Below are 22,843 nucleotides of genomic sequence, written 5' to 3' on the forward strand. Positions count from 1 at the left end.
CTAGTCTGATAAAATTACCCGCCTAGCAACGGGCTTGCCATCAATAAAAAATTTGAGCAAATATATGCCTTTTTTGTTTCTGGAAAGGTCTACCCAAACTCCTCGTTGTCGTGTATCTAAAATGAAGTTTTGCTGGTTCCCATAATTGTCGAATACCTGAATATCGCTTGCTTCACCGGCAATGTAAAAGCGGCCTGTACTTGGGTTTGGAAAGATATTCACGTCAGGTGCGGCGTCTCCCGATTGACCCGGGAAATTCGCGGCCACCGCCTTATCAAAACGAGGTCGCATGAGAAAACTACCCTCAACGAATTCATTTGCTTGCCATCGACCAGACACATTGTAGAACATTTCACTTCCAGAATCATTGTTTTTATCGAGCCCTACTGCCAAAAACTCATTGGTTGCTTGCCCAAAGCCGATGAAAAAGGTGTCTTGCACGTAAATAGGGCTGTCTAGAGCATAAGCTCTTAAGTCCCCAAGGCTTTCAGCCCGTAAAACGCTGTAGGAGTTTTGATACAAAACAGATTCCGGATCATTGTCCAATTCCCTGCGAACAAACAATTCGATGGGTTGTCCAACTTGCTGGGCCAAGGGAAAGTTGATGTCCACGTGTGTAAGCAAGGCCCTTTCTTCTGCGTAAAAACGATAGGCCAATTGACCACCTCGTTGATTAATACCCGCGGCAAAGTCCGGTTCTCCATCGTCATAAGCCAAATAATCGTTCAGGACGGTTACCATTTTCACGGTATCGTTCACTCGGTAGTCGACATTGAAGGCGAAGATTGTATCGTTGGATGAACTTATCGATTCGATAAAATAGGTATCTCCTGAGTTGATGTAATAGCTTGTTTCCAATAGTAGAGAGTCAGCATTCGGGTTGAGAAGGGCAGGGTTTAGCCCGGGGGAATCAAATGTTCTGCGCTCAAAAGCTCCAGGCAGTGGGTTGGCCAACACTTCATCGTTCAAGGTTTGTATTGTATTTCCAGAAACAAGGTCTGTGACAACGGTGGAGTACTGTATGGGCTGGAATATTGAGTTGAGGTTATAGAATTCGGCGTTAGTTTCTACCACATAGGTAGACGCATTGGAGAAGAATTGTTCTGTTGGCATGGCCGCATACGGTGCTGTCAAAAAGGAGGGCCTTCTCGTCAGGGCTCTGTCTAAGTAGGCAATGTCCAATGTCGATCTGCTCTTGTTCAAAAAGATGTAATCGATCAACCAGGTGTCAAAAGGTCCGGTTAAGTTGCTATATGCCTGAAAACGAAACTGAAACTCACTATGCCATAAGTCTTGATCGATCTTGATCAATTCCTGCCGAAACTCTTCACTTTCTTTGTCAAAACCTCCTTTTAATGACCAAAGCCGTTGCCAAGTGCCGTTCGGTCCCTTGGCTTCTAAAACCAACGAATCGGAAAGCTCCGGCAATTCACCACGACCGTTCACCTGCCAGAAAAAACTTAAGTAAACAGAGTCTGCCTGTTCGGGGCCGAGTTGTGAGAGGTCGATGAAGCTAGAGGTCAAGCTATCTGTTTTTCCATTGATCAAAGATGTCGCGTTATACGGGTTTCCAAATGCATCAACACCATCAAAGACGGCCACATTGAGTGTGGGTGGATTGATTCCGCTAGAATTGCTGATCCTCACATTATCGGAGTTCACCCATTTTTCAGGGTCCGGCCAAAGTCCAGCAGTAGAAAAGTCATCCCAAAACGGCAAGGGTTGTACACTCTGAGTGCTCTCCGAAACGAAGCTTTTTGATTTGGTCTCTGACTGGGTATTCTTGTACGTGAGGGGTACTTCAATGAGTTGTGCCTGCGTAACGTGTAAAAGGCTTAGGCATAATATGGTAAAAAAGAGACGCAAACGACTTAGTTATTTTCTTTATCTGGGTCCACTTGATTGATCCAGATCTCAACCAGATCATCTGTTCTTATCTCCCTACCCACAGGCGGTAGCTGTTTGTAAACAATGGGTCCTTGGACTGTGTCATTTTCAATGTAGTAGATCTCAGTAAGTTTTAAACCTGATGCACTGATCTGGAATTTTGCCTCTTCCAAAGTTCTTCCAATAAAATCGGGCATCGCAAATCGGGTGTTTCCTTCTCCATTCCCAATGACCAGATCAATGGTTGATCCTTTATAGATCAAGGTGTTCGCTTCAAGGGTTTCGTCATTCATGCGCTGTTCAATGACGGCGTTTAGTCTTCGGTCGGGTACATAACTGATCACCCCGAGTTTAAGCCCATTACTCTCTAAAATATCTTCCGCATTTTGCGAATCGGTACCGATCAGGTTGGGCATGCGTACTTGAGGTGGAACTTTAGCATTCAATGTCAGGTAAACCATTCGGTTTTCCTTCACTTTAGAACCAGGCTTAGGGTTTTGGCTCAGAATGGCCAAAGGCTGCATGTCTTCTGCATAACCAGAATCCGTCGTTACTTGATAACGCAGGTCCCTGTTTGTAAGTAACTCGTTGATCGATTCGAAGGCCATACCCTCAACATCAGGTACGGTTATGGTTTCGTTGTGGTTGGTCGATAGTGGTAGATAAACATAAAAAAAGAACAAAAGCAAGGATGCACCGATGGCGATCATTAAGCCGATATTCTTCAAAAAAGTAAGCAGAGTGAATGGTCTTTTGCTCATTGCAATGGTAACGCTTTAGGTGAAGATAAATTTTATCTCACAGACCGTAAAGATAATTAATAATGCAGCTGACAAAAGAAATTGACGTGGTCTGTTGTACTAGACTTTTTTTTAGACCTGTAGCACAATATTTAGGGCTTAAGCAACAGGAGCCGCGTTGACCGCTACCACTTGTCTAACCTCAGGAATATCACGTTTGATGGCTTCTTCTATACCGGCTTTCATGGTCATGGCAGACATAGGGCATGTTTCGCACGCACCTTCCAATTCCAATTTAACCACCAGGTCGTCGGTGATTTCGAGCACTTTTACATTTCCACCATCAGCCAAAAGGAATGGTCTGATCTTTTCAAGTGCTGCTTCAATTCTATCTAACATGCGTTTTAAACGTTTATTTCTACCTTTTTGGTTTCAGCCTTCTCTGCATTTCTTATGGCTATTTGCTGTGCTGTCCGCTCGGCGATATGACCAAACGCATCGGCAACAGGTCCTTCACGCATAATGGCAGGATACCCCATATCCCCACCTTCTCTAATGCCCTGAACCAAAGGAATTTCTCCTATGAAGGGAACTTTGGCCTTCTCAGCTAAATTTTTACCTCCTTCTTTACCAAAGATATAATACTTATTCTCAGGTAATTCTTCTGGTGTAAAGTAAGCCATATTTTCTATTACACCAAGCACGGGTACATTGATCTGAGGCTGCTGAAACATATTGAGCCCTTTCTGAGCATCTGCCAGCGCCACTTTTTGAGGAGTGGTGACAATCACGGCACCGGTAACAGGAACCGTTTGTACCAAGGTCAAATGGATATCACTAGTGCCTGGAGGTAGGTCGATCAATAAGTAGTCCAACTCACCCCATTCGGTGTCTGCGATGAATTGCTTCAAGGCACTGCTGGCCATTGGACCTCTCCAAACCACCGCATTTTCCGCAGGTGTCAAAAAGCCGATCGAAATCAGCTTTACCCCATATTGCTCAATAGGTATAATTTTGTTTTTCCCATCTTCTTGCTTGATGCCCGGTTGCTCATGCTCGCAATTGAACATGGTTGGAATAGAGGGGCCATAAATATCGGCATCAATCACCCCCACTTTGGCGCCGGATTGGGCAAGGGCAACAGCCAAATTCGCAGTAACAGTAGATTTCCCCACTCCACCTTTACCAGATGCTACAGCAATAATGTTTTTAACGCCTGGCAGCAAAGGGCCCTGATCGCGAGAGGTGGTCACATGCGAACTCATTTCGATGGATACCTCGAGGTCAGCACTAATGTGCTCTTCGATCGCCTTTAAGCAATTCGTTTTAATGAGCTCTTTCAATGGACAGGCTGGTGTCGTCAACATGACCGTAAAGGATAATTTTTTTCCTTCGATCTGGATGTTCTCGATCATGCCCAAGGTGACCAAGTCCTTTTTAATGTCCGGGTCATCAACATGGCTCAAGGCCTTCAGCACACTCTCTTTTGTAAGCTCCATGGGTTTGTATTTGTGGTGTAAATAAAATGCATTAGTTTGACTTTTTAATTAACATCTTCTAGTCAATATAGTTCAGCTGCCTTTTGCCGTCTTATATTTGAAACATCATGGCCATAAGCGACTCAACGATACAGGAAATCAAGAACCGCATCGACATCATCGATGTGATCGGTGATTTTGTGAGTTTGAAAAAAGTAGGGAGCAATTACCGAGCGCTGAGTCCTTTTACCAATGAGAAAACGCCCTCCTTTTACGTCAGTCCATCAAAGGAGATCTTCAAATGCTTCTCATCAGGGAAGGGCGGAGATGCGATCTCTTTTGTGATGGAGGTCGAAGGCATCAATTACATCGAAGCCTTAAAGTATTTGGCCGAGAAATACGGTATTGAGCTGGAGGAAGAGGAAATGACCGATGAGCAAATACAAGCTCAGAATGAACGGGATAGCCTCTTTATTGTACTCAATTTTGCTGCCAAGCACTATCAGGAATTATTGACGGAACACGAGGAAGGACGGTCGATTGGATTAAGTTATTTCAAGGAACGAGGGTTTAATCAGACCATCATCGAGAAATTCGGCTTAGGTTATGCTCTCGATCAGTGGGATGGCTTGTTGAAAGCGGCTACTGCCAAAGGACATCAAGAGGAGATGCTATTAAAAGCGGGCTTGGTGCTTAAAAATGACCAGGGCCGAATCTACGATCGATTTCGGGGAAGGGTCATTTTTCCCATTCACAATGTCTCTGGAAAGACCATCGCCTTCGGGGCAAGAACCCTGAGGTCAGACAAAAAGGAACCCAAGTACATCAATTCACCTGAAACGGAGGTCTACCACAAGAGCGATGTACTCTATGGTATCCATCAGGCAAAACAAGCGATTCGCAATGAAGAGATGTGCTACCTGGTTGAAGGGTATACAGATGTAATTTCACTGCATCAGGCAGGGGTAGAAAATGTCGTCGCTTCTAGCGGAACGTCTTTAACCACAGAGCAGATCAAGTTGATCAGTCGTTACACCAAGAACATCACGGTGCTTTACGATGGGGATAGCGCTGGGATCAAGGCTTCCTTCAGAGGAATCAACATGATCTTGGAGAACGACCTGGATGTTAAGGCCGTTGTTTTTCCAGAAGGGGAAGATCCGGATAGTTTTTCCAAGACGATGGATTCGGCAGCCTTCAAGCGCTACCTGATCAATGAGGCGCAAGATTTCATCACCTTCAAAACGAATGTGCTCACGGATGGTGGCAAATCCATCGATCCGGCGAATAAAGTCAAGGTGATTCGGGAAGTGGTTGAATCAGTAGCATTGATTCCAGATGGCATCAAACGTTCGGTCTACATCCAATCCTGTGCCGACCAGCTCGACATTCAGGAGCAGGTCCTGATTTCTGAGTTGAATAAGATTCTCATTCAAAAGAGAAAGAAAGATCAGCAATCTGAGCGCTACCAGCAGCAAGCCGAAGAGGCGATACTGCCTCCCCTGGAACAAGAAGATAAAACAGACATCAAGATCACTTCCTATTATGTCGAGAAGGAATGTTTACGGATGCTGATCAATTATGGTAATGAGTCTTTTGATGATGAAGTCAGTATCGGAGAGTTTATCCTGGAGGAGATAGAAGAGATCAATTTTGATGATGAGGTCATCAGTCGCACAATTTCCAAAGCCGCTGAAATATTGGCAAAAGGGGACAAGATTGAGCCGGACCGATTCATCGGGCCTCAAGATCCGGCCATGAGTCAAGTGGTGATCGATCTGTTGGAGATGAAATATTTTGTGAGTGACGGGTGGCAAGAGAAATTTCGTATCGCCACGCTGCACGAATCAGAAGACCTTCCCAATGCTGCTTATAAGATCGTACTCCGACTTAAAAAGAAGAAGCTTGAGCTGTTGATCGAACAAAATGATCAGGCCTTGAAAACGGCTACGGATATTGAAGAACAAAACGAACTGCTCAAAGTGCACAAACATTTGAAATCACTGCTGGTTGAAGTGGATAACGAATTAGGAACAGTCATCCCTCGATAGGGGGCTATTTTTCATTTACTTTGCAGGCATAAAACAGAATTAATGGCGGAAGAAATTCAACTGAATACGATTGAAGAGGCAATTGAAGCCATTCGAAATGGTGAAGTCATCATCGTTGTCGATGACGAGAACCGAGAGAATGAGGGTGATTTTATTTGTGCTGCTGAAAAAGTAACACCTGAGATCATCAATTTTATGGCCACGCATGGTCGCGGGCTGATCTGCGCAGGCATTGTGGAGGACAGGTGCGATGAATTAGGCTTGGATCTAATGGTTAGAAATAACTCTGCCGCTTATGAAACGCCTTTTACGGTTTCTGTTGATCTAATAGGACATGGCTGTACTACCGGAATATCCGCTTCCGATAGAGCCAAGACCATCAAAGCCTTGGTTGATCCGAGCATCAGGCCTGAAGAATTAGGCAAACCCGGCCATATTTTTCCTCTACGGGCCAAAAGAGGCGGGGTGCTTCGACGAGCCGGGCATACGGAAGCCTCCATGGACTTTGCGCGCTTAGCGGGGCTTAAACCTGGGGGTGTATTGGTTGAGATCATGAATGAAGATGGCTCTATGGCGCGTTTGCCAGATTTGAAAAAAGTAGCGGAAAAGTTCGAGCTCAAATTGGTCTCTATTGAAGATTTGATTTCCTATCGCCTCGAAAACGAGAGTTTGATCGAGCGAGAAATGGCCATTAACCTGCCGACCGAATATGGGAATTTTCACCTCCAAGCCTTCCGTCAGATCAATACCCAAGAGGTGCATTTGGCTGTAACAAAAGGCGAATGGACCGAAAATGAACCCGTGATGGTACGGGTGCATTCCTCCAGTACACTAGGAGATATCTTCGGTTTCAAGCACGACGCCGGTAATCCGATCAAGCATGCTTTGCGCATGATCGAGAAGGAAGGAAAAGGGGTGGTGCTTTACATGAATCAACACACTCGAGGCCAACGCCTGCTTCATGAGATGAAAACACTCCAGGCAGAGGGGATAACCGAAAAGCCATTAAGCCGGAAGTTTGGTGTCAAGATGGACGAAAAAGACTATGGTGTTGGCGCTCAAATATTAAGAGACCTCGGTGTCAAAAAGATTCGCTTGCTCTCCAATAACCCTAAAAAGCGCGTGGGTTTGATCGGTTATGGATTGGAGATCACGGAATACGTCGCCTTAGAAACTAAAGCAGCGAACTGATCGTTTCACTAGAAACATCCACAAGTTTGACAATGACATCAGCAAAATACCTCGTGTTTTTCTTGTTGCTTGTATCGGTCTATCCACTAGCAGCGCAGTCCTTCCCTCAAGAAAATTGGTACGTCGGATCAGTGACCTTGTCTGATGGACAGCAAAAAGAGGGAACCGTCAAATATGACTTGGAAACGAACTCCATCCAGCTGCAATGGAACAAAAAGATCGAAACTTATCATGCAAGTCAATTCATTACCTTTTCTATTTATTTGGAAGAAGAGGAGCTCTACCGCAATTTTTATGTATTGCCGCTGGCCAATGCTTCAGGATACAAGCGTCCTACGATCTTTGAATTGATCTTGGAGGGAGAGATCTCTTTACTCGCTCGTGAGTACATCGCTAACCGGAATAATGCAGCGAATAATGGGTTTTATGGCAGTCGTTTTGGCGCCTTTAATAATCCTTTCCCCACTACCTTCACGACTCAATATTTGGCCTTTAAACTCTACTTAGTGGACAAGCAAGCGAATATTACTGAACTGAGTAACAATCGGAAGGACGTGATCGCTGCTTTTGGTGATCATCAAAAAGAGCTCAAAAAGTACATCAAAGAAGAGAACATCAAGATGGACCGCGTGGCCGATGTGGCTCAGCTGGTGAATTATTTTAACGAGCTCAACACATTTTAATCCGACAAGCCTTTTTGAAGAGAAATAAGTTTCGAACTTAGAAGGAAAATACTTGCTATGTCGAAACCCTTGATCTTAGTGTCTAATGACGATGGAATTACCGCCCGGGGTATTGCTGAATTGACCAAAGCAATGACCACCATAGGAGAAGTGATCGTGGTGGCGCCAGATGGGCCGCAATCTGGTATGGGTCATGCCATTACCATTGGTAAGCCCTTACGATTGGTGCCGACAGATATCTTTGAGGAACTCGGTGTTCAGGCGTACAAGTGTTCTGGTACTCCTGCCGATTGTGTGAAGTTGGCCAAGCATCATGTGCTGAAAGATCGAGTGCCGGATCTAGTAGTGAGCGGTATCAATCATGGCAGCAACTTGGCCATTAGTGTGCTGTATTCCGGTACCATGTCTGCCGCCATTGAAGGGGCCATTGAAGGATATCCCTCCATTGGTTATTCATTAGCCGATTTTTCGCATGACGCGGACTTTAGTCATACCATTGAACACATCCAACACATTGCCAGGCAAGTTCTTGAAAAGGGAATAGGTAAAGGCGTAGCCTTGAATGTGAATTTTCCCCCAAAGCAAAACGAAGCGATCAAAGGCATTAAGATCTGTCGACAGGCCAAGGCGCACTGGGAAGAAGAGTTTGATCATCGGAAAGACCCCTATGGAAGACCTTACTTCTGGTTAGCCGGTAATTTTGTCAACAATGACAAAGGAAATGACACGGACGTTTGGGCGGTGGACCACAACTACGTGTCGGTGGTGCCTTGCCAGTACGACATGACCGCTCACCATAACATTGCGCAGATCAATGACGACTGGGACATTTGATTTCCAAGTGGGAATAAATTAGCTCCTAAATAGCGCAAGCATCTCTGTTCTTTTGGCTATATTTTGGTTTTAATCAACCTAATATGAAGCGCTTTTTCCTTTCCACAGCAGTTTTATTCTGTTCATTACTCACGTTCGCCCAATCGGCCAATGATTATTTTCAGCCCCTCAAATACCGTAACATAGGCCCTTTTAGAGGAGGTCGGTCAGTCACAGCAACAGGTGTTGTAGGCGACCCGATGACCTATTACATGGGTATTACCGGTGGTGGAGTATGGAAAACCGAGGATGCCGGCATGAGCTGGCACAACATTTCTGACGGCTACTTTAAAACAGGTTCTGTTGGGGCCGTCGCCGTTTCTGAATCAGATCCAAATGTGGTCTATGTGGGGATGGGAGAACATGCACCGCGTGGTGTAATGACATCCTATGGAGATGGCGTTTACAAGTCGACCGATAGTGGGAAAACCTGGCAGCACTTGGGTCTTGAATCAACTGAACAGATCGCACGCATTGTCATTCATCCGAAAAACCCAGACATCGTTTATGTGGCAGCACAGGGGAGACTCAACGCAAATTCAGAAGAACGGGGTGTCTATCGTTCAATGGATGGTGGAGAGACTTGGGAAAAGACCTTATATGTGAATGACATGACAGGAGCCAGTGAACTGTCGATGGACATGTCGGCACCCAATATTTTATATGCCACCATGTGGGAGCACCAACGAAAGCCATGGGTAGTGATCAGTGGAGGAGAAGGCAGTGGTGTTTACAAGTCCATCGATAGTGGAAAGACCTGGAAGAAAATAGAACAAGGATTGCCTAAGGAAAAGGGTAAAATGGCAATTTCTGTGAGTAGAGCAAATCCTGACAAGGTGTATGCCCTAGTGGAAAGTGACTCAGAGGCGGATAAAGGAGGCTTATTCGTGTCCAATAATGGGGGTGAAAATTGGCGTATGGTCAGTGGTGATAATCAATTGACGCAACGCGCTTGGTATTATACAGAGGTGTTCACCGATCCAAATGATGAAAACACGGTTTATGTGCTTAGTGCTCCGGCATTGAGGTCGATCGATGGCGGTAGAACCTGGGAAAGGCTATCAGGGACGCATGGCGATTATCATGACCTTTGGATCAATCCACAGAACTCTAAAAACATGGTCATTGCCAATGACGGAGGAGCTGCGGTCAGCTTTAACTATGGTCAATCATGGTCACCTCAAGACAATATGCCCACCGCTCAATTCTATCGCATCAATGTAGACAATCAGTATCCTTACAATATTTATGGTGGCCAGCAGGACAATACATCGGTCAAGATTGCCAGCCAGTCCTTGGGTTACACCATCGGGGTGAAGGACTGGGAGGCCTCTGCGGGTGGAGAAAGCGCATTCTTGGCTTTTGATCCCGATAACCCAAGGTATGTCATGGGAGGAAGCTATTTGGGTACCATTGAATTACTGGATACTAAAGCAAAAGCCAGCACAGGCGTAATGGCTGCACCCATTCAATACCTTGGAAAAGCAGCTCGCGACATGAAGTACCTATACAATTGGAACGCGCCCATCATTTGGTCAAAGCACGAGCCGGGTACGTTCTATCATGCGGCTCAGTTAGTACTCAGGACAAGAGATCATGGCGTGACATGGGAGGAGGCTTCACCCGATCTGACAAGAGATATCGATGAAAAGCAAGGAAATGGAGGTGCTCCTTACACAAATGAAGCCGTAGGGGCGGAGAATTATGGCACCATTGCGTACTTAATTGAATCACCACATGAAAAAGGAGTCTTTTATACAGGTAGTGATGATGGCATGGTCCACATCACGACAGATAATATGGAGTCATGGCAGGACATCACGCCGAAAGGACTCGGAGAAACACTGGTAAATGCGATTGAGGTTTCTCCTCATGATCCAGCAACGGTCTATATTGCCACTACCAAATACAAGTGGGGTGACAAAACACCGGCGCTTTATAAAAGCACCAATTATGGTAAAAGTTGGAAGAACATTTCGACAGGTATTCCGATGGGTGCTTACACACGCGTTGTGCGCGAAGACAAAACACGCAAAGACTTGCTATTTGCCGGTACAGAAACGGGAATCTACCTTTCTTGGAACGGAGGAGAGGCATGGGAACCCTTTCAATTGAATATGCCTGTCACTCCGATCAATGACCTGATGGTGCATCAAAACGACCTGATTGTAGCCACTTCTGGCCGCTCCTTCTGGATTTTGGATAACTTGAATTTACTGGCGCAATATGAAAAAGCCGGTGAGGTTCAACTGTATCAGCCTGAAGAACTTGTGTATGGAGCATGGGGGAGTGCCTTGAATGGAAACGGCTCAGATGGCACCTCCACGTTTGAGGGAGTGAATCCGGCGAACGGCGTGGTGCTGTACTACGAATTGCCTAAAATGGAAAACAATGAAGAGGTCACGATGACCTTTAGAGATGCCAATGGAAAGGTGATTAGAACATTGAGCTCTAAAGGACAAAAGGGTTTCCAACGCTATGCCGGCGGGCCGTCTCCAGAACCCACAATACCTGCTCAGGAAGGACTGAATCGATTTGTTTGGGATACACGCAACCCAACGCTACCCGGAATTCCGACCGCTTATATCGAAGCAAGCTATCGCGGACATAAGGTGCCACCAGGGGAGTACGAAATCACATTGAACGTACAAGGTAAATCGTACAAGACAACTGCCACCATACTGCCGAATCCGATGTACGGCATCGATCAAACACAATACACTGAGCATGATGCATTCATGAATGAAGTGGAAGGTGAATTGCGCACGATGCACAATTTGGTCAATCAAATGAAGGGCATTCAAGAACAATTGAACGAAATCACCCAATTACTCGAGAACGAAACCTTGAAAAAGGAAGGAGAGGAGATCGTAGCGGCCTTGAAGACTTGGGATGAAGAAATGGTCCAGCGGAAATCAAAGGCCTATGATGATGTTGAAAACTTCCCCAATAAGTTCACGGCAGAGTACATGTTTATGATCAACGCAACAGAAAGTTCTATTCCTCGGGTGAATCAATCCAGCCGCGATCGAAAAGCTGAGTTAGATACCCAATGGGCTTTTTACAAGCAACAGGCCGACGGATGGCTTCAAGAAACCATTCCAAGTTTTAATAAGAAACTCTGGGAAGCCGGAATTGGTGCGATTAGGATGAACTAAATCAGCTTCTTAAAACATACGCTATTTTCAATACCTTGGTATTGGCCATAATTGGGTACGATCGCGTACCCATTTTTTTGATACAAGGCCACAGCATCTTTCTGCCGCTTCCCTGTTTCCAAGAGGCAATAGCGTTTGCCAAGTTCCTTTGCCCAGCTTTCTAAAGATTGGACGACATCGGTAGCGAAACCCTGGCCTCTCGCGGTCTTTAGGGTGAACATTCTTTTGATCTCCATGTGATCATCATCGTACGACTTGAGTGCTCCGCAGGCTACGGGCTTTCCATCAGCATAGGCCACAAGGCAGTAATTGAGCTGATCAATGGAATTGAACTGATCGTAAAAAGCATGCTCTTATCCATCTATTTCAGCCAGTTCTGCATCCAATAAACTGACCAGAAAGCGAAAATCTGAATTGCTAGCCTTGGTTCGTTTGATCTGAAGCATGCCGATTTGGATTTTTAGGTACCGGATCATAGCCTTCTCCACCCCAAGGGTGACAGGAACCAATTCGTTTGATCCCCATCCAGAAGCCCTTCAAAGGACCCCACTCTCTTATGGCTTCTACTGCATAGGCTGAGCATGTAGGTGTATAGCGACAATTTGCACCTAGCAATGGTGAAATGGCATACTGATACACTCGAATGGGAAAGATCAATATGGCTTCAAAAATGCGTCGCAAAGCAACTAGCTAAAATCTTTGTACAGCATACTTGCCTGTATGCCTTCATTGTTCTGGTATTTGCCATTGCTGTAGGTGTCGAAGTCACCTTCTATGGTGTGGTAAAAGATCTGGCAAATGTCAACTCCTGCATAGATGCGAATGGGCTGGACACAAAAGATCTCCAAGGTCCAGAATCCGTTGAAACCGACGTCGCCAAAGCCGGCGGTCACGTGAATGAAAAGGCCTAAGCGACCAATGGAACTCCTGCCTTCTAGCATCGGCACAAACTTGGAAGTTTCCGTCTTTTCCACGGTTCGACCCAAATAAAGTTTTCCTGTTTCGAGTAACAAGCCTTCTTCAGGGATGGTCAATGATTGTACCGGATTGGGCGTTTTCATATCCAATACCGGTTCACTGTACACTTTCAGCTCGTTATGAAGCTTCAGGTTGTAGCTGTTCGGGTTCAACTGAGCCTCGTTGAAAGGTTCAATGTTGATGCCCTTGCCCATCTCTCTTTTGATCTCTCTTCCGGATAATATCATATCAATCTATCGTGTAGGTCATGCCACCGTCTTTTTCATCCTTCAGTTGCACTCCAATGGCCTTCAGGTTGTCTCTGATTTGATCAGAAAGGGCGTAGTTTTTAGCGAATTTGGCTTGTTTCCTCATTTCGATCACCACATCCATGACACCATCTAGCAACTCAGCGCGTGGACCTCCTACTGTTTCGTTGACCAAACCCAATACGTCATAAACAATGCCTTTAAAATGCCTGATCGTTTCATCAAAAATGGCGGCATCAATGGCCTTGATTTCTTCTGGATGATGATAAAAGTGGTTAATAGAAGAGGCCATTTCAAACAGGTTGGCAATGGTTTTCGCTGTATTGAAATCATCACTCAAGTCCTTGAACGCTTGCTTGATGGGTGCAGCAAATGCCGCCGTTTTGTCCTGGTCTACAGCACCTTTACCCGCTTGCTCCAATTTTTCGATCAGGTTGATGCTGCTCATTAAACGCTTGTAACCCTTTTCTGCTGCCTGCAAGGCCTCATTTGAGAAATCCAATGTGCTGGCATAATGACTCATGAGCATGAAGAACCTGACCGTCATTGCAGAATAACCACGCTCGAGCAACTTGTGGTTACCGGTCAATAATTCTTCCGGGGTAAACCCATTTCCTTCACTTTTGGCCATTTTTCGACCATTGACGGTCAACATATTGCCATGAAGCCAATAGTTGGCGCCACCTTTTCCGCAACATCCTTTGTTTTGGGCTATCTCCGCTTCATGGTGAGGGAATTTCAGGTCCATTCCACCAGCGTGGATGTCAAACGTTTCGCCTAAGTATTTGGTGCTCATTACAGAGCATTCTAAGTGCCAGCCCGGAAAACCAATTCCCCATGGTGAGGACCAGCGCATTAAATGTCCTCCTTCTGCTTTTTTCCAAAGCGCAAAGTCAAGGCCGTTCTTCTTTTGATCCTGACCGGCAAGTATTCTGGTGTTTGAGATCATCTCCTCAACATTACGCCCGGAGAGTTCGCCATAAGGATGATCTTCATTGTACTTTTTTACGTCGAAATAAACAGAACCATCAACTTCATAGGCATAGCCATTGGCGATGATCTGCTGGATGAATTCGATCTGTTCGACGATATGACCGGTAGCGGTGGGTTCAATGGAAGGTTCTAGTATGTTGAAAAGGCGCATGACGTCGTGAAATCCGTTGGTGTACTTCTGTACAACTTCCATGGGTTCAATTTCTTCCAGTCGTGCTCTTTTGGCTATTTTATCTTCCCCTTCATCCGCATCACCGACAAGGTGGCCCACATCAGTAATGTTTCTTACGTAGCGGACTTTATAGCCGAGGTATTTCAGGTAACGGAATACCACATCAAAGGACATGAATGTTCGCACATTGCCTAAATGCACATCACTGTAAACAGTAGGGCCACAGACGTACATGCCTACTCGTCCTTCAATGAGAGGTTTGAATGTTTCCTTTTCTTTTTTGAGCGAGTTGTATATCGAAATGGGATACTGTTCGATCAGGCTCATTTCAATGGTTCTTTGATATAGGCCAAAAACTCATTTCTTGTGTTTTCCTCCGTGAATTTACCGCTATACTCGACGGTGACTGTGGAGGAGCTTTGATCCGAGACTCCACGAGAACTGACGCACATGTGCTCCGCATCGATATAGACCGCTACGTCTTCGGTATTTAAGGCTTGCTTCATTTCATGCAAGATCTGTAATGCCAGACGCTCTTGAACTTGTGGTCTTCTTGAATAATAATCCACAATGCGATTCATTTTGGACAATCCGATCACTTTGCCATTCGGGATGTAGGCCAAATGACATTTCCCTACGATGGGTAGGAAATGATGCTCACAGTTCGAGTAAACAGTGATGTTCTTTTCTACCAGCATTTGCTTGTAGTTGTACTTATTCTCGAAGGTCGACATCGAAGGCTTGGTCTCCGGCGAAAGACCCTTGAACAGCTCGTTCACAAATAATTTGGCTACTCGTTTAGGAGTACCCTGAAGACTGTCGTCAGTGAGGTCGAGCCCTAGCGTGTGCATGATCTTCTCGAAATATTCTTGGATTCGAGCGATCTTTTCCTCATTTGAAAGTTCAAACGCATCATCGCGTAAAGGGGTCTCTATCGAAGTCATGATGTGGTTCTCGCCCATCTCTTCGATTTCTTTTAGTATTTCGTCTGAAAGCTTGGTCGGTTTGTTCTCCATTCTGCTTTAAATTCTGTGCACTTTTACTTCAGACAGCTAATGGCCGTAAAAAGTTTGGCAAAAGTACGATTTATTCATCTTAGGATAAAATGACACTCTGATAACTCTTATAAATGAAAATTAATTCGTCTTTTTGCGTATATATTGCAGTTGACAAGACCTAATTTTTCTAAATGAACGCCTACAACCTCATTATTGCCCTCGCTTGTGTGATCATTTTTTCACACATCTTCAATTACATATCGAAGAGGACAAATATTCCTAGCGTGATCTTACTGATCATTCTTGGTATAGGGATCAAATTGGGAATGGATTATTATGACTATGATCCCGGAGGCTTGATCTTTAATACACTCGAGGTCCTGGGGATCATTGGATTGATCATGATCGTGCTGGAAGCGGCGATCGACCTGGAGCTCACCCGAGACAAGTGGCCCATCATTTGGAAGTCCTTCACCGTGGCCTTGATCTCACTTTTGGGTTGCGCCTTTGTCATTTCTTTCATCATTAATCAATTCTATCAAGAGGATCCGATGATATCTCTTGTTTATGCCATACCCCTTTCTATCGTGAGTAGCGCCATCGTGATCCCGAGTGTTGGCAGTTTACTGCCTGAGAAAAAAGAATTCATGATCTATGAGGGGACCTTTTCGGACATCTTAGGGATCATGTTCTTCTATTTTGTCGTAGAAAATGTTGGGGCCGAGAATGCCAATCAGGTAGTCTACAGTATCATCGGCAACATTGTTTTGACGGTGGTGATCTCTGTGGTGATTAGCTATTTGCTCATCTTGTTATTCCAACGACTGGAGGGTGATGTCAAGTTATTCATGTTGATCGCTGTACTCATTTTGATGTACGCAATTGGTAAACAACTGCATTTGTCCTCTCTGGTCGTTATTCTAGTATTCGGCTTACTATTGAATAATTCAAAACTCTTTTTTATCGGGAAGCTGAAGAAATTGATCAACCCAAAAGTGATCAAAGGAATCCTGAAAGACCTTCACCTGGTCACAAGAGAATCAGCTTTTGTGGTCAGAACCTTCTTCTTCGTTGTTTTTGGCTATACGATTGACATTACCGGGCTCTTGGATCTTCAGATTTTAGGACTTGGACTGGGCATAACTGCTGTCTTCTTTATCATCCGATTTGTTGTACTGAAGGTCTTTTTTATGAAAAAGTCCATATTACCGGAGCTATTGATTTCACCTCGTGGCTTGATCACCATTCTTTTGTTCTTTTCCATCCCGGATGAATTGACCTCTGAGCTTTTCCAAAACGATGTCATCTTGATCGTTATCGTACTGACAGGTATCATCATGACCTTGGGATTAATTCGCTTCAGCAAATCCACAGGAGGTGAAATAGCCGAAGGGGTAGAAAAATTCAACAAGGGCCGATTGTCTTATTTTCTAGAACGAAATCTACCCACAGATCCGTCTTTCGACGGAGAGGAAAAGACCACAAAAACAAAGCTGAAACAAGATGATACGGTCAGTTTTACGGTTAAGCCGAATGAATTGAAAGACACTGATGACGATCAGGAAGAAGATACGTTGAAAAAGTAGTGCCTAGTTGAGCAAGAATCTGGGCATTAATACGGATCAACATCCGGAATGATCTCTACTCTACTGAAACGTTTTTCTTGTAGGATCTGAAGTTTGGCGGCCATGATGCGTTCCTTCACAGCTTCCATGCTGTATTTTCGTTCTACCTTCAGGAAGACATCCATTAGAAAACGATCTCGAATTTTATTGATCAATGGTTCTTGTGGTCCAAGTACTCGCGTTGGGCCAAGGTCTTCGCGTAAGAGGTTAGCAATGAACTGGGCAGCGTCGTAGGTTAGGTTTTTGTCTTTGCTTTTGATCGATAGATGGATCATTTTGGTGAAAGGAGGGTAATGGTAATTCTTTCTTTCCTCCATTTCCGCTTGATAGAAAGTCTCATAATCGTGGTTTTCAATCCAACGTAAAATATGTTGCTCTGGGTCGCGTGTTTGGACAACCACCTTTCCTCTTTTTTGCCGTCTCCCGGCACGACCGCTGACTTGCGTCGTGAGCTGGAAGGTGCGTTCCATCGATCGAAAATCGGGGAAATGGATCATCCGATCGATATCGAAGACGCCAACTAAACTCACATGGTCGAAGTCAAGTCCTTTGCTGACCATTTGTGTGCCGACTAAAATATCGATGTTCCCTCTTTCAAATTCATGGATGATCTGTTGGTAGGCATACTTGGAACGCGTCGTTTCCAGGTCCATCCTTTGGATGCGTGCCTCAGGGTAGAGTAATTTGAGTTCTTCTTCTATTTTTTCAGTGCCGATGCCCACGGTTTTGATATTGGTGCTTCCACAAGCAGGGCAGGTCACCGGGACCACCTCTTTATGCCCGCAATAATGGCAATTCAGTTGATTTTTGTATTGATGATAGGTCAAACTAACAGCACATCGATGGCAATTGGGGATGAAGCCGCAGTCGTCGCAAGTGACATAGCTGGAGTAACCCCGTCGGTTCTGAAAAATGATGACTTGCTCCTTATTGTCCAAAGAAGCGAGGATGTGCTCCATGAGCACCGAGGTAAAGTCTCCTGTCGCGGACTTCTGCTTTTTTTCTTTGGCCAAGTTAGCGGTATGCACCTCGGGTAATTGCGTCTTCCCAAAACGCTCGTTTAAGGTTACCAAGCCATATTTCTCTTGTTTCGCATGTGTATAAGACTCCAAGGAAGGTGTTGCACTGCCGAGGACGGTTTTTGCGCCATGAATGTGGGCCAAATAGAGCGCTGCGTCGCGCGCGTTGTATCGTGGAGCCGGATCAAATTGCTTGTAAGAGTTTTCATGTTCTTCGTCTACGATGATCAAACCTAGCTGGTCGAATGGTAAAAAGATGGCGGATCTCACCCCCACAATGAAATCGAAACGCCCTTCCATTAGGCCATACCATACTTCAACACGTTCGTTGTCAGAGAATTTGGAATGAAAAACACCCACCCGATCTCCAAAAACAGCTTTTAATCGATTGACGATCTGTGCGGTAAGGGCAATTTCCGGTAGTAAATAAAGCGCCTGCGTTCCATTGGCAATCGCATCTTTGATCATTTCAATGTAGATCTCCGTTTTGCCGCTTCCTGTGACGCCATGCAACAGCACAGTGGACTTCGTTTGAAAATGATGGTAAATCTCGGCTTTGGCCTCTTCTTGGCGTTCACTGAGCTTGATGTCCTTGAAGGCTGCATCGGTCGATTCACCGAAACGCGAAATGATGAGCTCAAATTCCTCGAGAACACCATTTTTCTTCAACGTATTGAGTGAAGAGAGTGAGAAGCCCGATTCAATCAGTACTTTCTTTTCGAGCCCTGTGTCGTTGAGCTCGGGTTTTTGATACACTGGAATTTCCTGAAGATACTTCAACAACAAATCACTCTGTTTAGGCTTTGATTTGAGCGATTCGAATACTTCTTCGAGTAAGGATTGATCTGTAGCCAATTCAGCATTGAGCTTGATCATTTTTACTTTTTTAGGCTTATATCTTTCCTTTAGCTCTTCATAAATCAGCACCACTTCTTTTTGGACCAGTGATTTGATGTACTTGAATGCACTCTTGAGTTCGATCACATCAGCAGCCTGTTGATAGGTCATGGAATCATTGTTCTCAAGTGCATTGAGAAGTAGCAATTCCTTGTCGTCAAAGGCATAGGTGGATTCATGCCAGCTGTGCTCAGGATGAAGTTGAATGCGCGATTCGCTACTCAGCTTTAGTCCAGAAGGTAAGGCTGCATTCAAGACCTCTCCAAACGTACATAAATAGTAGTCGGCAAGCCATCGCATAAATTTGAGCTGTACTTGATGCAATACTGGTGTAGCGTCTAATATATCGAGCAAAGGTTTGGCCGAATAGACTTCCGGTGGCTTGGAGTGGACATGGAAAATAACACCGGTGATCACTTTTTGTCTTCCAAACTGAACGATCACGCGTATGCCACTTTTAACCAATTCATTGAACTCCACAGGTACACGATAGGTGTAGAGCTGCGGAATGGGCAATGGGAGCGCTACATCAACAAAGAGCGTTTCCTCGGGGTCAGGGGCATCAAGATTCAGCTGTAAAAGACTCAATGAATTTCTTTTGAAATGAAAGATTACATTTTATTCCTTAGTGCTCAAAGCGATCTGCTCAATAAGTTCATCGACTGAATGGACCGGAAGTTGGCAGGCCTTGTCATAGCACAAAAAGTAGGTGTCTTTCCCATCGATGGCTTCTCTTCCTTGAAGCAGAGCCAATGAGCTCTTTTGGTTCATTGACTTTCCTGCAATTACCTTATTGGGGAGGTAGTGCTGTTGAATAGTTCGAGCGAGTTGTACCGGGTCATGACCGATGATGGCGATCTCAGCCGTAGGAAAAGATAATCGACCATAAAGCCTTGCCCAGTGAGCAGCATCTTGTGGTCCGATATTCAATGCGCGGTCCATGCGATTCACCATGGTTTCACATAAGTTCTTCCATTCCGGTTTGTCCAGAAGAATAGATAAGTCGAGCAGGTTCTCGGCCATCATTGCATTGGATGACGGAATCACATTGTCCCAGATCTCTTTTTTTCTGGCGATCAAACGCTCGGCATGGCTATTGGTGAAAAAGAAAAAGCCATCTTCTTCGTCATAGAAATCTGAAATCGTCCGTTCGGTCAAGTTTTTCGCAAGCTCCAGCCACTTTTCTTCAAAGCTTACTTGATAAAAGGCAATGAAGCCTTGAATGAGGGCGGCATAATCCTCTAAATAACCGTCAATACTCGTTTTGCCTGACTTGTAATTGTGGTAGACATTATGATCGGATGTGATCATGTGTGTGGTCAAAAAGTCGACCAAACCACGAGCAGCGTCAAGGTACTTTGCTTCTCCAAATACGGCATACGCATGGGCAAGACCGCTAAGTGTAAGACCATTCCAAGAGGTCAGCACCTTATCATCGAGCCCTGGTCGTATCCTGTGTTCTCGTGCGGCTAAAAGCTTCATGTTCGTCGCCCTGATGATGTCATTCAATTCGTCTTCTTCGAGCCCATGTACTTCGGCAAAAGTGGCAGTAGGGCCAGAACGAAATGGAATGTTTTTACCAGGTTCCCAGTTGCCGGCTGTGATGTTGTAAAAATCAGCCATCAAATCAGCATCCGGACTAAGTAAATCCTCAAATTCTTGGAGTGTCCAAAGGTAGAATTTACCCTCTTCTCCCTCGGAATCAGCATCAAGTGCTGAATAGAAACCACCCGAAGAGTCTCGCATTTCTCGCAGTAGCCAATCTACACACTGCTCGACAAGTTGTTTGTAGAATGGATTCTTCGTGACCTGATAGGCTTCTGAGTACAGCGTGAGCAGCTGGGCGTTATCGTAAAGCATTTTTTCAAAATGCGGAACGAACCAATCCATATCCGTTGAATAACGTGTAAAGCCACCACCGACTTGATCGTAAAGTCCTCCCCAGGCCATGTGATCTACTGTACGAAGTGCATGTGCAGTAGCCAAGTCATTTTGATTGGTAAATCCTTCAAATAGCAAAAATCGATAAGTTACCGGCATTGGGAATTTTGGGGCTCGTTTGTTTCCTCCCTTATCCCGGTCGAAGTGTTCTTGATGCTTCAAGAACATCTGTCCGAGATGTTGCCTACTGAACGGATGGGTTGAGAGTAATAAGCCGTATTTATCTACTTCACTAGCGCCAAGACTTTTCATAAAGCCAGCTGCTGAGTTCTCTAGCTCTTCACGCTGTTCAACAAAAACTCTGGCGATCTGATTACAAAGTTGTGCCCAACCCTTAGGAGGGAAATAGGTGCCTCCGTAAAAGGGTCGTTGATCAGGTAGTAGAAAGACATTCAATGGCCAACCGCCTTGAAGCCCCATGGCGTGGATGGCATCCATGTAAACTTGGTCTACATCAGGACGTTCTTCTCGATCGACCTTTATGCACACAAAATGTTCGTTCATGATAGCGGCAATATCTTCGTTTTCAAAGCTTTCGCGTTCCATCACGTGGCACCAATGGCAGGCAGAGTAGCCGATGCTCACAATGATGGGCTTGTCCTCTTCCTTGGCTTTGTTCAATGCTTCTTGATCCCAGGGAAGCCAGTTGACTGGATTATGTGCATGCTGCAGAAGGTAAGGTGAGGAGCTATGGATGAGTTCGTTGGTTTGTTGTTTATTAGTCATGGTAGATCTTTGATTTGAGTAGGCCGATCTCTTTATTGAGGTCGACTATTTCACCTAGTTTTTCTGCTTTCTCCAGTGTCTGTTTGAGAAAGTCCTGATGTGATGCGCTTGTTGGGTTAAAGGCCTTGTGCGTCAAGCGTTCATTGAGTTTGTCCAATTCCTGACATATGGCCTTAGCTTCTTCTGTCAGCAATGCGCTGGCAAAATTATTCCAGATATAATCAATGGCTTGTTGATTGGGATGAATAAGGTCTTGCTTGAAAAACCGGTAGTCCCGCAGGTCATCCATCAGCATCTCATAGCTAGGGAAGTAATGCACGTTAGCTGCCATTTGTTCAAGGTAGTGGCAAGCCAACAAGAGATTACTCTTGCTTACGGAATTCCCCACTAAACCTTCTTTGGTATGTCGCACAGGGCTTACCGTCAATAGTATTTTCAATGAAGGATTGATCAAGTCGAGTGCTTCCTTCATGGCAAAGAATCCGGTCATGATCTCTTCAAGACTTAGCAGCCGTTTGTTAAACTCTTGCTGTGGTACTTTGTGACAATTTGATACCAACTCTTGGGTTCGTTTTTTCTCAAAAACCCATGAAGTGCCAAAGGTGATGATCAAGGCATCTGCTTTTTTTAGTCGTTTATTGACCCTCTTGTTGATCTTATCGAATTTTCTGATCAGCCCCTCTTTGGATTTTGCCACAAATGAAGAATGCAGTTCATGGCTTAGAAATAGGCCATCTCGCTCGATGATGTTGCTCTCTTCAATGCTCGACTTTGATAGACTATGTTGGATCAGCTCAAAGATGGCGATGGGATGAAAAACGGTTCGGTAGGGATTTACATCTATCGAAAACTTGGCTGCTTTTAGCTTTTGGCCGATGGTATCGCTAAAGCAAGAGCCAATAGAAACCAAGGCTGCATCATGCGATAGCTTGAAGTCATAAGAAATGGTTTCGATCGCTGTTCTGAACATGATTCAAAGATAATCATTTGCCAACCACCTGCAGAGGTCTTGTTTATGCAATCGTTGGCTGCCCTTTTGACGCAAGAACAAACGTTTGTTATGTGAAACTGATTGATTAATAATAGTTTAGAATGCTTAAATCATGCAAACGTTTCACCACTTTTTCAATCTTTTTTTTGCTGCACATCCAAATAACGCGAACCTTTGACTTAAGAAATTTTTAT

The 22,843-nt window shown here is 44.9% G+C and carries 19 protein-coding genes; 7 read left to right on the plus strand and 12 right to left on the minus strand.

Going from position 1 to position 22,843, the window contains the following annotated elements; translation table 11 throughout:
- The 4 genes from AC2D6U_RS02585 to AC2D6U_RS02600 form a co-directional block, all read right to left on the minus strand.
- Complete coding sequence (locus tag AC2D6U_RS02585) at positions 1–1,866, minus strand: T9SS type A sorting domain-containing protein (protein WP_484719375.1); 1,866 nt, start codon at positions 1,864–1,866, stop codon at positions 1–3.
- Between the two features lie 5 nt (positions 1,867–1,871).
- Positions 1,872–2,648, minus strand: coding sequence for a PASTA domain-containing protein (locus tag AC2D6U_RS02590; protein WP_484719376.1), 777 nt, complete (start codon positions 2,646–2,648; stop codon positions 1,872–1,874).
- Between the two features lie 138 nt (positions 2,649–2,786).
- A complete protein-coding gene (locus AC2D6U_RS02595; protein WP_484719377.1) occupies positions 2,787–3,026 on the minus strand; it encodes a NifU family protein in 240 nt (79 codons plus the stop codon).
- Between the two features lie 5 nt (positions 3,027–3,031).
- Positions 3,032–4,126, minus strand: a complete 1,095-nt coding sequence (locus AC2D6U_RS02600) for an Mrp/NBP35 family ATP-binding protein (RefSeq protein ID WP_484719378.1) — start codon at positions 4,124–4,126, stop codon at positions 3,032–3,034.
- 107 nt (positions 4,127–4,233) lie between these two features.
- Between AC2D6U_RS02600 and dnaG the strand changes: the two genes are divergently transcribed.
- From dnaG to AC2D6U_RS02625, 5 genes are all read left to right on the plus strand, one after another.
- Positions 4,234–6,156, plus strand: a complete 1,923-nt coding sequence (dnaG, locus tag AC2D6U_RS02605; RefSeq protein WP_484719379.1) for a DNA primase — start codon at positions 4,234–4,236, stop codon at positions 6,154–6,156.
- A gap of 42 nt (positions 6,157–6,198) precedes the next feature.
- Positions 6,199–7,347: a 3,4-dihydroxy-2-butanone-4-phosphate synthase gene (gene ribB / locus AC2D6U_RS02610; protein ID WP_484719380.1), complete on the plus strand. Its 1,149-nt coding sequence runs from the start codon at positions 6,199–6,201 to the stop codon at positions 7,345–7,347.
- A 32-nt stretch (positions 7,348–7,379) separates the two neighbouring features.
- A complete protein-coding gene (locus tag AC2D6U_RS02615) occupies positions 7,380–8,030 on the plus strand; it encodes a hypothetical protein (protein WP_484719381.1) in 651 nt (216 codons plus the stop codon).
- Positions 8,031–8,087: 57 nt separating this feature from the next.
- Positions 8,088–8,864, plus strand: coding sequence for a 5'/3'-nucleotidase SurE (gene surE, locus AC2D6U_RS02620; protein ID WP_484719382.1), 777 nt, complete (start codon positions 8,088–8,090; stop codon positions 8,862–8,864).
- A gap of 83 nt (positions 8,865–8,947) precedes the next feature.
- Complete coding sequence (locus AC2D6U_RS02625; protein WP_484719383.1) at positions 8,948–12,061, plus strand: VPS10 domain-containing protein; 3,114 nt, start codon at positions 8,948–8,950, stop codon at positions 12,059–12,061.
- Here the strand turns inward: AC2D6U_RS02625 and AC2D6U_RS02630 are convergent.
- Positions 12,058–12,360, minus strand: coding sequence for a GNAT family N-acetyltransferase (locus AC2D6U_RS02630; RefSeq protein WP_484719384.1), 303 nt, complete (start codon positions 12,358–12,360; stop codon positions 12,058–12,060). The two genes, AC2D6U_RS02625 and AC2D6U_RS02630, sit on opposite strands and share 4 nt — an antisense overlap.
- On the opposite strand from AC2D6U_RS02630, the gene AC2D6U_RS02635 reads away from it, so the two are divergent.
- Positions 12,298–12,450 carry a hypothetical protein gene (locus tag AC2D6U_RS02635; protein WP_484720593.1) on the plus strand — a complete coding sequence of 51 codons (153 nt, stop codon included), beginning with the start codon at positions 12,298–12,300 and terminating at the stop codon, positions 12,448–12,450. The two genes, AC2D6U_RS02630 and AC2D6U_RS02635, sit on opposite strands and share 63 nt — an antisense overlap.
- 28 nt (positions 12,451–12,478) lie before the next feature.
- Here AC2D6U_RS02635 and yidD read toward each other — a convergent pair whose 3' ends face one another.
- The 4 genes from yidD to folE are packed head-to-tail and all read right to left on the minus strand — an operon-like array spanning position 12,479 to position 15,468.
- The gene (gene yidD, locus AC2D6U_RS02640) at positions 12,479–12,742 is read right to left on the minus strand and encodes a membrane protein insertion efficiency factor YidD (RefSeq protein WP_484719385.1); all 264 of its coding nucleotides are present in this window, start codon (positions 12,740–12,742) and stop codon (positions 12,479–12,481) included.
- A gap of 5 nt (positions 12,743–12,747) precedes the next feature.
- Positions 12,748–13,266 (minus strand): dCTP deaminase, encoded by a 519-nt coding sequence (dcd, locus tag AC2D6U_RS02645; RefSeq protein ID WP_484719386.1) that lies wholly within the window; start codon positions 13,264–13,266, stop codon positions 12,748–12,750.
- 1 nt (position 13,267) lies between these two features.
- Positions 13,268–14,779, minus strand: coding sequence for a cysteine--tRNA ligase (gene cysS, locus AC2D6U_RS02650; protein WP_484719387.1), 1,512 nt, complete (start codon positions 14,777–14,779; stop codon positions 13,268–13,270).
- On the minus strand, positions 14,776–15,468 hold the full coding sequence (gene folE, locus AC2D6U_RS02655) for a GTP cyclohydrolase I FolE (protein ID WP_484719388.1): 693 nt from the start codon (positions 15,466–15,468) through the stop codon (positions 14,776–14,778). Before folE ends, cysS begins: the two co-directional genes overlap by 4 nt.
- A 173-nt stretch (positions 15,469–15,641) precedes the next feature.
- On the opposite strand from folE, the gene AC2D6U_RS02660 reads away from it, so the two are divergent.
- On the plus strand, positions 15,642–17,036 hold the full coding sequence (locus AC2D6U_RS02660; protein ID WP_484719389.1) for a cation:proton antiporter domain-containing protein: 1,395 nt from the start codon (positions 15,642–15,644) through the stop codon (positions 17,034–17,036).
- A gap of 26 nt (positions 17,037–17,062) precedes the next feature.
- Here the strand turns inward: AC2D6U_RS02660 and priA are convergent, their stop codons facing one another.
- Genes priA through AC2D6U_RS02675 form a run of 3 tightly spaced genes read right to left on the minus strand, consistent with a single transcriptional unit; the run spans position 17,063 to position 22,628 of the window.
- Positions 17,063–19,579, minus strand: coding sequence for a replication restart helicase PriA (gene priA, locus AC2D6U_RS02665; RefSeq protein ID WP_484719390.1), 2,517 nt, complete (start codon positions 19,577–19,579; stop codon positions 17,063–17,065).
- A gap of 30 nt (positions 19,580–19,609) precedes the next feature.
- Positions 19,610–21,658 (minus strand): thioredoxin domain-containing protein, encoded by a 2,049-nt coding sequence (locus tag AC2D6U_RS02670; RefSeq protein ID WP_484719391.1) that lies wholly within the window; start codon positions 21,656–21,658, stop codon positions 19,610–19,612.
- A complete protein-coding gene (locus AC2D6U_RS02675) occupies positions 21,651–22,628 on the minus strand; it encodes a GSCFA domain-containing protein (RefSeq protein ID WP_484719392.1) in 978 nt (325 codons plus the stop codon). The genes AC2D6U_RS02670 and AC2D6U_RS02675 overlap by 8 nt, the downstream gene beginning before the upstream one ends.
- Between the last annotated feature and the right edge of the window lie 215 nt (positions 22,629–22,843).

This window comes from Roseivirga sp. YIW32, assembly GCF_057219245.1.